Raw genomic sequence first — 13,490 nt, 5'->3', positions numbered from 1 at the left:
GCCACAGGTCACCTGAGGGGTCGCTGAGAAGGAAGGCTCGCTGGTCGCGCCCGGGAGATGCGCCAGCCGCGACGAGACGTCAGCGTGCGAGATCCGCGTCCGGGACGGTGAGCGTCTCGCGCCCCGAGACCCACTCGGTGATCCGCCGGGCGACGTCGGCGTCGGTGAGTCCGGCCGCGGCGAGCACCTGGCCCCGCGAGGCGTGCGCGAGGAACTCCTGGTCGAGCCCGAGGCACCGCACGGGGACGTCGACGCCGGCGGCCGAGAGCACCTCGGCGAGCGCCGAGCCCACGCCGCCGTGGCGGCCACCGTCCTCGACGGTGACGACGAGCCGGTGCTCCCCGGCGAGCGTGGCCAGCGCCTCGGGGACGGGCTGCACCCAGCGCGGGTCGACCACCGTGACCCCGATCCCCTGCGCGGTCAGGCGCTCCGCGGCCTGCACCCCGAGCTCGCCGAACGCGCCCACGCACACGAGCAGCACGTCCGGGACGTCGGGCAGCGCCGCGTCCGGCAGGCGCTCCACGGCGGTGGGGCGCGGCGCCGCTCGCGAGGGCCGCCGGGGCTCGGCGAGGACGTCGACACGCCCCGGCCCGTCGGCGGGGCCGAGCGTCCGGATCGCGGGCACCGACGCGGGGACCGCGCCCTTGGACCAGCGCAGCGCCGTCGGGCCGTCGCCGATCCCGACGGCCTCGCGCAGCTCCTCCCGCAGGGTCACCGCGTCCCGCGGCGCCGCCACCCGCAGGCCCGGCACGATCCCGAGGATCGACAGGTCCCACATGCCGTTGTGGCTCGCGCCGTCGCTGCCGGTGACCCCGGCGCGGTCGAGCGCGACCGTCACCGGCGCGCGGTGCAGCGCGACGTCCATGAGCAGCTGGTCGAACGCGCGGTTGAGGAACGTCGAGTAGATCGCGACGACGGGGTGCAGCCCGCCCGCGGCGAGGCCCGCGGCCGAGGTCATCGCGTGCTGCTCGGCGATGCCGACGTCGAACAGCCGCTCCGGGTAGGCCTCGCCGAACTTCGCGAGCCCGGTCGGGCCCGGCATCGCCGCGGTGATCGCCACGACGTCGGAGCGCTCCCGGCCGAGCTCGAGCATCGACTCGGTGAACACGGCGGTCCAGTCGCGGGGCTTGGGTCCGACCGGCTCCCCGGTCTCCGGGTCGAGCGGCCCGGGCGAGTGCATGAGGTCGGCCTCGTCGGCCTCGGCGGGCCCGAACCCGCGGCCCTTGGCGGTGACCGCATGCACCACGACCGGCCCGTCGAAGTCGCGGGCGACCGCCAGGGCGTGCTCCACCGACTCGACGTCGTGACCGTCGACCGGGCCGAGGTACTTCAGCCCGAGGTCGGCGAACAGCGGCTGCGGGCTCAACGCGTCCTTCACGCCGGCCTTGGCCGCGTGCAGCGCCGAGTACAGCGTGGAGCCCACGACCGGGACGCGCTGGACCGCGCGTTTGCCGGTCTCGAGCACCTGCTCGTAGCGCGGGAGCAGCCGCAGGGACGTCAGCTTGCGCGAGAGCCCACCGATCGTCGGCGAGTACGAGCGGCCGTTGTCGTTGACCACGATGACCACCGGTCGGTCCGGGGCGGCGGCGATGTTGTTCAGCGCCTCCCAGCACATGCCCCCGGTGAGGGCGCCGTCGCCGACCACCGCGACGACCGCGCGGTCGCGCCCGGTCAGCGCGTCGGCCTTGGCGAGCCCGTCGGCCCACGACAGGGCGGTCGAGGCGTGGGAGTTCTCGACGAGGTCGTGCTCGCTCTCGGTGCGGCTCGGGTAGCCCGACAGGCCGCCGCCCTGGCGCAGCCCGTCGAAGTCGCCGGCGCGGCCCGTGAGGATCTTGTGCACGTAGCTCTGGTGGCCGGTGTCGAAGATCAGCGCGTCGCGCGGCGAGTCGAACACCCGGTGCAGCGCGAGCGTCAGCTCGACCACGCCGAGGTTCGGTCCCAGGTGCCCGCCCGTGCGGCACACCTTGTCCACGAGGAACGCACGGATCTCCGCGGCGAGGGCCACGACCTCGTCCGTGTCGAGGCCACGCAGTTCCGCGGGAGTGCGGACACGATCCAGCAACGTCACGGGTCACCTCGGCTCGACCGGCGGATCGGTTCAGCAGGCCAGTCTACGGACGCGCGCCGGGGTCGCAGTCCGCGCGCACCAGCGGACGGCTCACCGGATGCTCACCGGTCGCTCACCGAATCCGGGGCCGCCGCGCCACGTAGACGACGGCCGGCGGGATGTTCGCGAGCACGGTGCGCGTGACCACGACCTCCTCGAAGGTGGCCTCGAGGTTGCGCTGCACCTTCCGGGCATCCGGGAAGAACCGGATCCAGGCGTGGGCGAGCTGCGTCACGGCACCGCCCGGGGCCGACAGCCGCGCGAGGGGCTCGAAGATCGAACGGCCGTGGCGCGGCGCGGTCGCGAGCCAGGGCAGGCCGGACACCGCGAGGTCGGTGCGCACGCCCTCGGCGATCAGGCGGTCGACGACGGCGTGGGCGTCGTCGCAGATCACCTCGACCTTGGGGTGGCGCTCGGCGAGCACCTCGGCCATCCGCGGGTTGAACTCGACGGCGATGTGGCGGCCCCGGCCGCCGAGGCGCGCCTGGATGACATCGGTGACCTGGCCGGTGCCGGCGCCGAGGTCGAGCACCACCGGGTCGCCGGTCTCGGGCAGCGGCGCGGCGGCCTGGCGGCAGAGCGGGGCCAAGCTGGGGAACAGGGCGGCGACGTGGAGGGGGTCGCGCAGGAACTCGCGGGCGAACGCCTGGATCTCGGTCACGGTGACTCGTCGGCTCCGGGGTGTGGCGATCTCGGGGTGGGGGCGGGGTGCTACCCGCGTGGGGCCGCGCCGACCGGTGCGGTAGCCAGCGCGGCGCCCGCGGCGGTCACGGCGGCGAGCAGGGCCCGGGCGACCTCGCCGACCATGGCGTCGTCGGGCGAGAACTCCGGGTGGTGCAGCCCCGGGCCGGCGCCGGGGGTGGTGCCGGCGGCGGCGGTGCCGACGAACAGCATCAGCGACGGCAGGACCTCACCGTAGTGGGAGAAGTCGTCGGCGCCGCAGGATCGGAACGTGGTGTCGAGCACGAGGCCCCCCACACCGGGTTCGGCGTCCCCGTCGACGGCGTCCACGGGGTCCTCGGCCCGGCGCGACCCCAGCGACCGCGCGACCGTGCGCGCCAGCGCCTCGTCGTTGACCACCGCGGGCTCGTTGGGCACCACCGTCAGCGTCGCCGAGCAGCCGTAGGCCTCGGCGGTGCCCTCGACGACCTCGCGCAGGGCGGCGAGCAGCTCGTCGCGGGAGGCGTCGAGCGCGCGGACCGTGCCGCGCGCCGTGGCCGTCTCGGGGACGACGTTGGGCGCCGACCCGGCCTCCAGCTGCCCGAGCGTGATCACGCCCGCGGTCATCGGGTCGACGCGGCGGCTTACGATGTGGTGCACGCCCGCGACGATCTGCGCCAGCGCCAGCACGGGATCGCGCGTGCGGTGCGGGTAGCCGCCGTGCCCGCCGCGGCCGTGCACCTCGATCTCGATCTCGTCCGCCGACGCGTTCACCGGCCCGCCCCGTACCGACACGGTGCCCCGGGGCAGCTCGGGCTGGACGTGCACGCCGAGCATCGCGCCGACCTCGTGGGCGGCGAACCGCGGGTCCCCGGCGACGTCGGTCGCGCCCGAGGGCGCCTTCTCCTCGCGGGGCTGGAAGACGGCGAGCAGCGGGGCCGTCGCGAGCTCGGTGCCGGCCCGCGCCAGGGCCCGCGCGACGGCCACCAACGCGGCGATGTGCACGTCGTGGCCGCAGACGTGCGCGGCGGGGCCGGTGGCGCTGAACGGCAGGCCCGTGCGCTCGACCACGGGCAGCGCGTCGAGCTCGGCGCGCACGGCGACCGCGGGCCGCCCGCGGTCCGGGGGCGCGCCGAGGCGCAGCATCGCGCCGGTGCCGGCGATCAGCTCGGGAGTGCCCAGATCGGCCAGTGCGGCCAGCACCAGGTCGCGGCTGTCGGCCTCGTCGCCCGAGACCCGGGGGTCGCGGTGCAGGGCGTGCCGCAGCGCCACGGCGTCGTCGAGCTCGGACTCGAGGGCCGCCCGCAGGGCGGGCGCGACAGCCGGCGGGTCGGCGGGCACGGTGCCCCCGGATCCGGTACGGCTCACGCCGGCATCCGACCGTAGATCCGGCGTGCGTTGTCGGTCCCGATCATCGTGGCCACCCGTTCGGCGTCGGCGGGCGCGAGCTCGTCGGTCGCGCAGAGGTGCTCCAGCAGACCACCCAGCGACGACCGGAAGCGCAGCGCCCCCAGCAGGTGCAGCTCCGGCAGCCCGAAGGCGTCCGAGGAGTAGAGGACCTTGCCGTAGGGCGCGAGCTCGAGGACCTCGGCGACGACCGTGGCCGCCCGCGGGCCGACGTAGGGCACGGCGAGGCCGACGTCGACGTGCACCACCGCGAACACCTGCGCGAGCCACGCCGCCTCCCGGTGGTACGGGTAGCAGTGCAGCAGCATCAGCGGCACGCCCAGCGGCTCGACCAGGCGCGCGAGCCCCACGAGCAGGGCCGGGTTGGCCCGGTGCAGGTCCTCGTCGGCGTCGCCGAAGCCGGTGTGCAGCTGCAGCGGCAGCCCGGTGTCGATCCCGGCCCACAGCCCGTGGCGCAGCAGCACCGGGTCGCGCAGCGGCTCGCCGGTCTCCGCCCGGCGGCGCAGCCACCCGTCGGCCGCGCGGCGCACGTCCGCGGGCTCCGGACGCGACGGGTCGACGTCCAGCCCCGCCCGGTAGGCGAGCACGCTCTTGGTGGCCACGGGCAGCGGGTGGCGCCCGTCGGCGGTGCGCACCGCGACGGCCTCCACCAGCGCGTCGCCGTAGTCGGCGGCGCCCACCCCGGCGTCGGCGACCGCCTCCGCGACGGCCTCGAGGCGCACCACCTCCCCGACCGAGGCGCCGGCCGTGGCGCCCAGCATCGCGGGGGGCAGCAGGCCGTCGGCGGCGAAGCCGTGGTCGACGAACACCGCGCCGACCCCGGCGCCGCCGAGGAACCGGCGGTTGACCTCGTCGGTGCCGAGCTCCGCGCGCCGCGCCAGGTAGTCGTCGGGGGCGGTGTGGGCGGGCAGGTCGAGCGCGGGCGCGCACCAGCGGCGCACCGAGAACCCGAGCGCGGAGTCGAAGCTGCTCGTGCCCGCGGCCGGGCCGGGACCCTCGGTGAGCAGGGCCTCGAACCCGGGGCGGTCGAGCGGGCCGGCGACCACGCTGTGGCAGTGGTGGTCGACGAGCCGGACACCGTCGAGGAAGCTCACGGGCCCCGCCGGCACCAGTCCTGCGCTGACCAGGCTCCCGATCACCCCGGGCCCCCTCGACGGTCCCCTGGACACTGCCTCGTCCTTCGTACCGGAGCCGGTCACGACGCGAGGAGTGTTGCGACACATTCGACGTGATGCGTCATGGGAAAGGCGTCGAAGGCGCGCAGGAGGTCCAGGCGATACCCGTGCTCGGCCAGCGCGGCGACGTCACGGGCGAGCGCGGCGGGGTCGCAGGCGACCAGCACCACCCGCGCCGCGCCGTGCTGCGCGAGCTCGCCGGCCAGGCGCCGCCCGAGGCCCTTGCGCGGCGGATCGGCGACGATCACGTCCGGGGGCCCGGGCAGACCGTTGCGACGGGTCGAGCTCCGGCCGGCTGCGTCTCCCGCCAGGACCTTCTCGACCCGCGCGCGCACCACCTGCACCGCGGGCAGGTCGGTCAGGCACTCCCCTGCCGCCGCGGTCGCCGCCGGGTCGCTCTCGACGAGCACCACCCGGCCGTCGGGGCCGACGCGCTCGGCCAGCGGGGCGGCGATCAGCCCGGCGCCGCCGTACAGGTCCCAGGCGCAGGACCCCGGCGCGAGCTCGCCGACGCCCTCGAGCACCGCGGCGACCACCGCGTCCGCGGCGTGCGGGTGGACCTGCCAGAACGCCTCCGCGGGCAGCGCCCACTCGCGCCCCGCGGCCTGCTCGTGGGCGGTGCCCCCACCGAGGCCCCCACCGAGCTCGGGGTGCCGCGCGCCCTCGAACAGCTCGGCGGCGTGCACCTCGCCCGCCGCGTCGCGCACGACCTCGACCTCGGCGGTCGGCGTCCAGGTCCGCTCGAGCACCGGGGCGAGCGCGCCCGGGGCGGCGATCGGGCAGTCGCCGACGGGGAGCACCTCGTGGCTGCGGTGCGCGCGCAGGCCGGGGCGCCCGTCGTCGGTGACCGCCATCCGCATCCGGGTGCGCCAGTCCAGCGCGCCGCCGGGCAGCTCCTCGACCACCACGTCGCGCTCGACGCCGGCCAGGCGCGCGAGCTGCTCGGCCACCACCGCGGCCTTGAGGTCGCGCTGCGCCGCGGGTCTCACGTGCTGCCAGTCGCAGCCGCCGCAGCCGCCGGGACCGGCCCAGGCGCACGGCGGCTCGACGCGGTCCGGGGACTCGTGCAGCACGCCCACGGCATCGGCGCGGCAGAAGGAGCCGCCGCCGTCCTCGGTCACGACGGCGCGCACGCGCTCGCCGGGCAGGGCGTGGCGGACGAACACCACCCGGCCCTCGTGGCGCGCGACGCAGTGCCCGCCGTGCGCCACCGGGCCGACGTCGACCTCGAGGAGGCGGTCGGTCCAGTCGGTGGTCCCGCTCATCCCCGTCATCGCGACGGCCCGGCCGGCTCGGGCCGCGACTTCGGCGACGTGCGCGGTGGGGGTGGCGGGGCGGCGTCGGGCGGCGCGGAGCCGGTGCCGCCGGTGCCGGGTGGGGGCTCGTAGCCGCGGCGCGCCGAACCAGGGGCACCCGGGGGCCGCCGGGCGGCGGCGCGCTTCGAGGACTCCAGCTGCCACGGCACGCTGACCACCATGACCCCGGGCTGGAAGAGCAGCCGGCCCTTGAGGCGCAGCGCGCTCTGGTTGTGCAGCAGCTGCTCCCACCAGCGCCCGAGCACGTACTCGGGGATGAACACCGTGACCACGTCGCGCGGGTTGTCGGTCCGGATCCGCTTGACGTACTGCAGGATCGGCTTGGTGATCTCGCGGTAGGGCGACTCGACGACCTTGAGCGGCACCGGGATGTCGCGCGCCTCCCACTCCGCGACGAGCTGGCGGGTGTCGGCGTCGTCGACGTTGACCGTCAGCGCCTCGAGCACGTCGGGCCGGGTGGCACGGGCGTAGGCGACGGCGCGCAGCGTCGGCATGTGCAGCCGCGAGACCAGCACGATCGCGTGGTTGCGGCTGGGCAGCGTGCTGGTCATGACCTCCGGGGCGGCGATCTCCTCGCTGACCCGGTCGTAGTGCTTCCGGATCGACAGCATCATGAGGAAGGCCAGGAACCCGGCGACGATCGCGATCCAGGCGCCGACCACGAACTTCGTCACGAGCACGACCAGCAGCACCGTGCCGGTCATGGCCGTGCCGAAGCCGCTGATCCACCGGGAGCGCCGCAGGCGGCTCTGCTCGGACGCGTCGGTCTCGGTGCGCAGCAGGCGCGTCCAGTGCCGGACCATGCCGGTCTGGCTCAGCGTGAACGACACGAACACGCCGACCGTGTACAGCGGGATCAGCGCCGTGACCTCGGCGCCGAAACCGACGACGAGCACGATCGCGAAGAACGCCAGGAACAGGATCCCGTTGGAGAAGGCCAGCCGGTCGCCGCGCGTGTGCAGCTGGCGGGGCAGGTAGCGGTCCTGGGCGAGGATCGAGCCGAGCACGGGGAAGCCGTTGAAGGCCGTGTTGGCGGCGAGCACGAGGATGAGGGCCGTGAAGATCGTCACAGCCCAGAAGCCGGGCGGGAAGCCGTCGAAGATCGCCCGGGCGAGCTGGGCGATCAGTGTGTCCTGCCGGTAGTCCGGCGGCGCGCCGACGAGCTGCTCCGCGGGCCGCTCGGCCATCACCACGCCCGACGCGCGGGCCAGCGCGATCATCCCGGAGAACAGGAACACCGCGAGCAGCCCGAGCATCGTCAGCGTCGTGGCCGCGTTGCGCGACTTGGGCTTGCGGAAGGCCGGCACACCGTTGCTGATCGCCTCGACACCGGTGAGCGCCGCGCAGCCCTGGGTGAACGAGCGCAGCACGAGGAACACCAGCGCGAGCTGGGTGAGGTCGTCGGTGGACTCCGCGCCGCCCTCGGGCCGGACGCCGAACCCCGCGCTGGGGGCGACGAGGTCCTGGCCGAGCGCCAGCTGCACCACGCCCCAGACGATCATCCCGACCAGGCAGACGATGAAGCAGTAGACGGGGACGGCGAACGCGGCCCCGGACTCGCGGACCCCGCGCAGGTTGATGGCGGTGAGCACCACGATCGCGGCGACGGCGAAGAGCACCTTGTGGTCGCCCACGAACGGCACGAGCGCGCCGAGGTTGTCCGCCGCGGAGGACACCGACACGGCCACGGTCAGCGTGTAGTCGACGAGCAGTGCGCTGGCGACGGTGAGGCCTGCGTACTTGCCGAGGTTCACCGTCGCGATCTCGTAGTCGCCCCCGCCCGAGGGGTAGGCGTGCACGTTCTGCCGGTAGCTGACGACCACCGTGCCCAGGACGACGATGACCGCGACGCCGACCCACGGCGAGAGCGCGTAGGCGCCGAGCCCCGCGAGCGACAGGGTGATCAGCACTTCCTGCGGGGCGTACGCCACCGACGACAGGGCGTCGGAGGCGAACACCGGCAGGGCGATGCGCTTGCGCAGCAGGGTGCCCTGCAGTGCGTCGCTGCGAAACGGCAGACCGAGCAGCAGGCGCTTGGTCGCCGTGGCGAGCTTGGACACGACCGAAGCGTAGGCGCGTTCGGGTACGCGAGCGCATCCGGTGCGGGACACCTCGGGCGCGTCGGAGGTGACGGGATCGGCGACGATACGGTCGCACCGCATCGAGTCGGGGAGAGGCGGGCGGCGTGCACATCGTCGTGATGGGCTGCGGGCGCGTGGGGTCGTCCCTCGCGCTGGCCCTCGAGCGGCTGGGCCACGACGTGGCCGTGGTCGACCGCGACCCCCAGTCGTTCCGGCGCCTGGGCAGCGACTTCCACGGCCAGGAGATCGTGGGCGTCGGCTTCGACCGCGAGACGCTGACGGCCGCGGGCATCCACCGCGCCGAGGCGTTCGCAGCGGTCTCCTCGGGCGACAACTCGAACATCATCGCCGCCCGCGTGGCCCGCGAGACCTTCGGCGTCGGCCAGGTCGTCGCCCGCATCTACGACGCCAAGCGCGCCGCGGTCTACGAACGCCTCGGCATCCCCACCGTCGCGACGGTCCCGTGGACCACCGACCGCCTGCTGCGCATGCTGCTGCCCGACGGCGTGGCCACCGCGTGGCGCGACCCCTCGGGCACCGTCGCGATCATGCAGTTGCACTTCCACGAGGACTGGTCGGGCCGCCCGGTCTCCGAGCTCGAGGAGGCCACGGGCAGCCGCGTCGCGTTCATCGTGCGCTTCGGCACCGGCGTGCTGACCACCGACGCGACCGTGCTGCAGGCCGAGGACGTCGTCTACGCCGCGGCCGTCAGCGGCACCGTCGCCACCGTCACCGCCGCCGCGGCGGCCTCGCCGGAGAGGGCGGAGTAGGCATGCGCGTGGCGGTGAGGGACGAACGATGCGTGTAACCGTGGCCGGGGCGGGGGCGGTCGGCCGCTCCATCGCCGCCGAGCTCGTCGAGGCCGACCACGAGGTGATGCTCATCGAGCGCGACCTCGCCCACGTCGAGCCCGAGGCCGTCCCGCAGGCCGAGTGGGTGCACGCCGACGCCTGCGAGCTCGCCTCCCTCGAGGAGGCGCGCCTGCAGGGCTGCGACGTCGTCATCGCCGCCACCGGTGACGACAAGGTCAACCTCGTCGTCTCGCTGCTCGCCAAGACCGAGTTCGCGGTGCGCCGCGTCGTCGCCCGCGTCAACGATCCCCGCAACGAGTGGCTGTTCAACGACGCCTGGGGCATCGACGTCGCCGTGTCCACCCCGCGCATGCTCGCCGCCATGGTCGAGGAGGCCGTGACCGTCGGCGACCTCGTGCGCCTGCTGACCCTGCGCCAGGGCACCGCGAACCTCGTCGAGGTCACCCTGCCCGCCAACACCCCGCTCGCCGGCCGCGCGGTCCGCGAGGTGCCCCTGCCCCGCGAGGCCGCGCTCGTCGCGATCCTGCGGGGCGGGCGCGTCATCGTGCCGCAGCCGGACGACCCGATCGAACCGGGCGACGAGATGATGTTCGTCGCCGGCGAGGACGTCGAGGAGGAGATCCAGCGCGTCCTCCGCGGCGAGCCGGAGGAGTAGGCCGGCGGGGGCCTGCAGCGAACGTGGCGTTCGCTGCTTCTATGCGCGCGAAGTCCCCGTCGATCTCCGCCGGTGCGGCGTCTGCGCCCGTGCGGGGTCGTCCCGCGGCGCCTGGCGGCTGCGCCGGATCGCCCAGATCGTGACGACGGCGGCGACGGCGGCGAGCGGCACGCCCATCGCGAGGCGGACCCAGCCCAGCCAGGTCTCGGCGTACACCGAGTCGTAGAGCCAGCGCTGCACCACGAACCGGGCCCCGAAGACGAGGACCCAGGCCAGCGAGGCGATGTCGTAGCCGCGCAGGATGCGCCGGTCGTGGCGCCAGTCCTGGCCCTCGCCGTTGACGAGGTGCCAGATCACCCCGACGAGTGGACGCCGGACGAGCACCGAGAGCAGGAAGACGCCGCCGTAGACGAGGCTCGTCCAGATCCCGAGCAGGAAGAAGCCCTTGGCCTCGCCGGTGCGCCAGGCGAGGAACGCGCACACCGCCACACCGAGCAGGCCCGAGAGGGCGGGCTGCACGGGGTCGCCGCGGGTGAACCGCCAGATCGCGACGGCGACCGCGGACCCGACCGCCGCGACGATCGACGCGACGAGGTTGCCGAACACCGCCTGGGTCACGACGAAGACGACGACGGGCACACCCGACGCGACGATCCCCGACACGCCGCCCATCTGCTCGATCAGCGTCGGCGTGCGGGGCTCCGGCGCCTCCTCCTCGACGTCGTCGGCCCGAGCCGACGGAGCGAACGACTCCGTCGGCGGATCGGCCCGCGTCAGGTCGACCGGCCCGGTCGGGGGGTCGACAGGGCCCACGGGGCCGACGGGGTCGGCCGGGCCGTCATCGCCGCTGTGGCCGGTGGGGCGCGTCTGGGGTCGGATGGCGGACTCCTGCGGGAACGGCGGGTCCGTCGGGCCCGCACCGGCCGGCGGCCGGTGCCACCACGGTACGACCCCGGCCCCGGCGGAGGTTCCTGCGCCCGTGTCCCGGGAAGTGCGGTTCCGCGTGGGGTCAGTGCGCCCGCTGGAGCTCGTAGTACGGGTTGTAGATCACCTTGCGGCCCTCGCGGACGGCCACGCGACCGCTCGCCCGCACCGTGCGCCCGGGCTCGATGCCCGGGATGCGCCGGCGGCCCATCCAGACCAGCGTGACGCCGTCGGTGCCGTCGAACAGCTCCGCCTCGAGGGTGGCGACCGATCCCCGCGGACAGATCTCCACCGAGCGCAGCCGCCCCTTGACGGTGACCGCCTCACCCGTGCTCGAGTCGCACGCCCGGTCGCACCCCGACCGGGCGGCCTCGGCGGACAGGTCGTCCGCGTCGAGGTCGCCGACATCGGAGGTGAGACGACGGACCATGCGGCGCAGGAAACCGGTCTCGGCGCTCATGAGTGCTCCCGTGCACGTCCCCGCGGCCTCGTTGGCGGCTGCCCCCTCCGGGCTCCGTCGACCGCGGACGCCTCCAGGATAGTCCGATCGCCGGCCGCCGGGGTGTCTCAGGAACGACCAGGAGACGTTCCCGCGCCGGCGCGCTGGGGCAGCATCATCGGGATCACCGGGCCGTCGGGCCGGGTGATCTGACGGGGCTTGGTGGGCATCGACTCGACGAGCGAGTCGGCGAACTCGTCCGGCACGTCCTCGGGCACCTCGAGCGGGAGGAGCGAGCGCACCGGCAGCGGATCCGACGACCGCGCCACCACGGTGCCCCGCAGCATCTCGCGCAACATCCCGTGCAGCTTGAGGGCGTGCTCGACCGGGCCGGTGCCGACCCCGCGCAGCATCCACCGCGGCCCCTCGACGCCGATGACGCGCGCGACGGTGTTGCCGTTGCGCGCCACCAGCTCGCGACCCCACTCCCCCCGGTCGCGGCGGATCGTCGCGCCCTCCTTCTGGAGCTGGGCGGCGAGCTCCTCGACGAGCTCCGGCCAGAGCCCCCCGGTGCGCGGCGCCGCGAAGGCGCTGACCGTCAGCCGGCCCTCGGGGACCATCGCGTGCACCGCCCGCAGCGGCCCGGACGGGTCCGGCTCGGCCTTGAGCCGGGCGCCCCGCGGGACCGGGAGCTGCACCGACCCCAGGTCCAGGCGCAGGCGGCCGTCGCGCGGCGCGTCCTCGGCGTCCCACGGGCCCTGCCGCTGGTGGTGGCGCCGGCCCGCGGGCTCGGCCGCCACCGACACCTGCGCGACGCGTCCGGCGCGATGCCGGTGCCGCCCCTCGCTCACGACTGCTCTCCCTCCGTCACGCCTGTCGGGTCCGGCTCTGCTCCGCCGCGTCTCCCGCCCCCGGCGGCCCCGGTCGACCCGAAGCCGCCCGCCCCCCGTGCCGTCGGCGCGACGGCGGCGAGCGTCTCGAGGTCGTCGACACCCTCGAGCACCCGGAACACGGCCTCCTCGACCCGCTGGACCACCAGCTGGGCCACGCGGTCACCCCGACGGATCGTCACGGTCCGCGACGGGTCGTGGTTGACCAGACACACCTGGATCTCGCCCCGGTACCCTGCGTCGATCGTGCCCGGGGAGTTGAGCAGCCCGACGCCCTCGCGCACCGCCAATCCGGAGCGGGGCATGACGAACGCCGCGTAGCCCGCGGGGAGCACCACCGCGACGCCGGTGCCGACCAGGGCCCGCTCCCCCGGCGCGAGCGTCACGTCGCGGGTCACGGAGAGATCCGCCCCCGCGTCGCCGGGGCGGGCCCGCGCCGGGACGGGGAGACCGGCGTCGAGGCGGACGAGGTCGACCTGCACCACACCCTCCGACACGGGGGGCGAGACTACTCTGGGTGTCGTGAGCACCCCGCGCCCCTCACCGGGAACCGACACGACCCCGGGCGGCCCCGCGGCGTACGCCGAGCGTCTGAACGTGCCGTGGTGGTTCTGGCCGCCGGTGCTGCTGATGGCCGGCCTGCTCGCGGCGGAGCTGCACATGGGCTACCCGGGCGTGCGCTCGTGGCTGCCCTACGTGCTGCTGTTCCCGCTGGCCGTCGTGCTGCTGGTGTGGCTCGGACGCATCCGGGTCTCGGTCGACGCCGACGGGCCGGGGAAGCGTGAGCTGCGCGCGGGTCCTGCCCACCTGCCGGTGTCGCAGATCGGGCGCGTCGACGTGGTCAGCGGGGAGGCCAAGCGTCAGGCCCTCGGCCCTCAGCTCGACCCCGAGGCGTTCGTCCTGCACCGTCCGTGGGTGGGTCCGGTCGTCCGGATCGAGGTCATCGACCCGGACGACCCCACCCCCTACTGGGTCGTCTCCACCCGCCGCCCCGAGGAGCTGCTCCGAGCGCTCCGGTGACCAC

13 protein-coding genes are annotated in these 13,490 nt (G+C 75.2%); 3 read left to right on the top strand and 10 right to left on the bottom strand.

The annotated features are described in order from the left end of the window. Nucleotides 1-79: 79 nt before the first annotated feature. The 6 genes from dxs to AC2A1K_RS16055 form a co-directional block, all read right to left on the bottom strand. The gene (dxs, locus tag AC2A1K_RS16080) at nucleotides 80-2,068 is read right to left on the bottom strand and encodes a 1-deoxy-D-xylulose-5-phosphate synthase (protein WP_483897306.1); all 1,989 of its coding nucleotides are present in this window, start codon (nucleotides 2,066-2,068) and stop codon (nucleotides 80-82) included. Nucleotides 2,069-2,180: 112 nt separating this feature from the next. After that, a complete protein-coding gene (locus tag AC2A1K_RS16075) occupies nucleotides 2,181-2,768 on the bottom strand; it encodes a class I SAM-dependent methyltransferase (protein ID WP_483897305.1) in 588 nt (195 codons plus the stop codon). Nucleotides 2,769-2,818: 50 nt separating this feature from the next. Then, nucleotides 2,819-4,135: a M20 metallopeptidase family protein gene (locus AC2A1K_RS16070; RefSeq protein ID WP_483897304.1), complete on the bottom strand. Its 1,317-nt coding sequence runs from the start codon at nucleotides 4,133-4,135 to the stop codon at nucleotides 2,819-2,821. Then, the gene (locus AC2A1K_RS16065) at nucleotides 4,132-5,313 is read right to left on the bottom strand and encodes an amidohydrolase family protein (protein WP_483897303.1); all 1,182 of its coding nucleotides are present in this window, start codon (nucleotides 5,311-5,313) and stop codon (nucleotides 4,132-4,134) included. Before AC2A1K_RS16065 ends, AC2A1K_RS16070 begins: the two co-directional genes overlap by 4 nt. Before the next feature lie 56 nt (nucleotides 5,314-5,369). Continuing rightward, nucleotides 5,370-6,623 carry a class I SAM-dependent RNA methyltransferase gene (locus AC2A1K_RS16060; protein WP_483897302.1) on the bottom strand — a complete coding sequence of 418 codons (1,254 nt, stop codon included), beginning with the start codon at nucleotides 6,621-6,623 and terminating at the stop codon, nucleotides 5,370-5,372. After that, nucleotides 6,620-8,725 (bottom strand): APC family permease, encoded by a 2,106-nt coding sequence (locus AC2A1K_RS16055; protein WP_483897301.1) that lies wholly within the window; start codon nucleotides 8,723-8,725, stop codon nucleotides 6,620-6,622. Before AC2A1K_RS16055 ends, AC2A1K_RS16060 begins: the two co-directional genes overlap by 4 nt. Nucleotides 8,726-8,850: 125 nt before the next feature. Here AC2A1K_RS16055 and AC2A1K_RS16050 point away from each other — a divergent pair, with 125 nt between their 5' ends. Together AC2A1K_RS16050 and AC2A1K_RS16045 are read left to right on the top strand one after the other, a co-directional pair. Continuing rightward, entirely contained in the window at nucleotides 8,851-9,516 is a 666-nt protein-coding gene (locus AC2A1K_RS16050) for a potassium channel family protein (RefSeq protein WP_483897300.1), read from the top strand. Between the two features lie 28 nt (nucleotides 9,517-9,544). Then, nucleotides 9,545-10,213, top strand: coding sequence for a potassium channel family protein (locus AC2A1K_RS16045; RefSeq protein WP_483897299.1), 669 nt, complete (start codon nucleotides 9,545-9,547; stop codon nucleotides 10,211-10,213). 39 nt (nucleotides 10,214-10,252) lie between these two features. On the opposite strand, the gene AC2A1K_RS16040 is transcribed toward AC2A1K_RS16045, so the two are convergent. The 4 genes from AC2A1K_RS16040 to dut form a co-directional block, all read right to left on the bottom strand. Further along, complete coding sequence (locus AC2A1K_RS16040; RefSeq protein WP_483897298.1) at nucleotides 10,253-11,026, bottom strand: DUF3159 domain-containing protein; 774 nt, start codon at nucleotides 11,024-11,026, stop codon at nucleotides 10,253-10,255. 196 nt (nucleotides 11,027-11,222) lie between these two features. Continuing rightward, entirely contained in the window at nucleotides 11,223-11,597 is a 375-nt protein-coding gene (locus AC2A1K_RS16035) for an OB-fold nucleic acid binding domain-containing protein (RefSeq protein ID WP_483897297.1), read from the bottom strand. Between the two features lie 107 nt (nucleotides 11,598-11,704). Next, nucleotides 11,705-12,427, bottom strand: a complete 723-nt coding sequence (locus AC2A1K_RS16030) for a DUF3710 domain-containing protein (RefSeq protein WP_483897296.1) — start codon at nucleotides 12,425-12,427, stop codon at nucleotides 11,705-11,707. After that, nucleotides 12,424-12,963, bottom strand: a complete 540-nt coding sequence (gene dut, locus AC2A1K_RS16025) for a dUTP diphosphatase (protein ID WP_483897295.1) — start codon at nucleotides 12,961-12,963, stop codon at nucleotides 12,424-12,426. Before dut ends, AC2A1K_RS16030 begins: the two co-directional genes overlap by 4 nt. 25 nt (nucleotides 12,964-12,988) lie before the next feature. Between dut and AC2A1K_RS16020 the strand changes: the two genes are divergently transcribed. Next, nucleotides 12,989-13,486 carry a DUF3093 domain-containing protein gene (locus tag AC2A1K_RS16020; RefSeq protein WP_483897294.1) on the top strand — a complete coding sequence of 166 codons (498 nt, stop codon included), beginning with the start codon at nucleotides 12,989-12,991 and terminating at the stop codon, nucleotides 13,484-13,486. Nucleotides 13,487-13,490 lie beyond the last annotated feature (4 nt).

Source organism: Actinomycetospora sp. 2LY8.5 (assembly GCF_057180585.1).
Note: the sequence above shows the minus strand (reverse complement) of the source record. Positions and strands in the feature narration are given on the sequence as shown.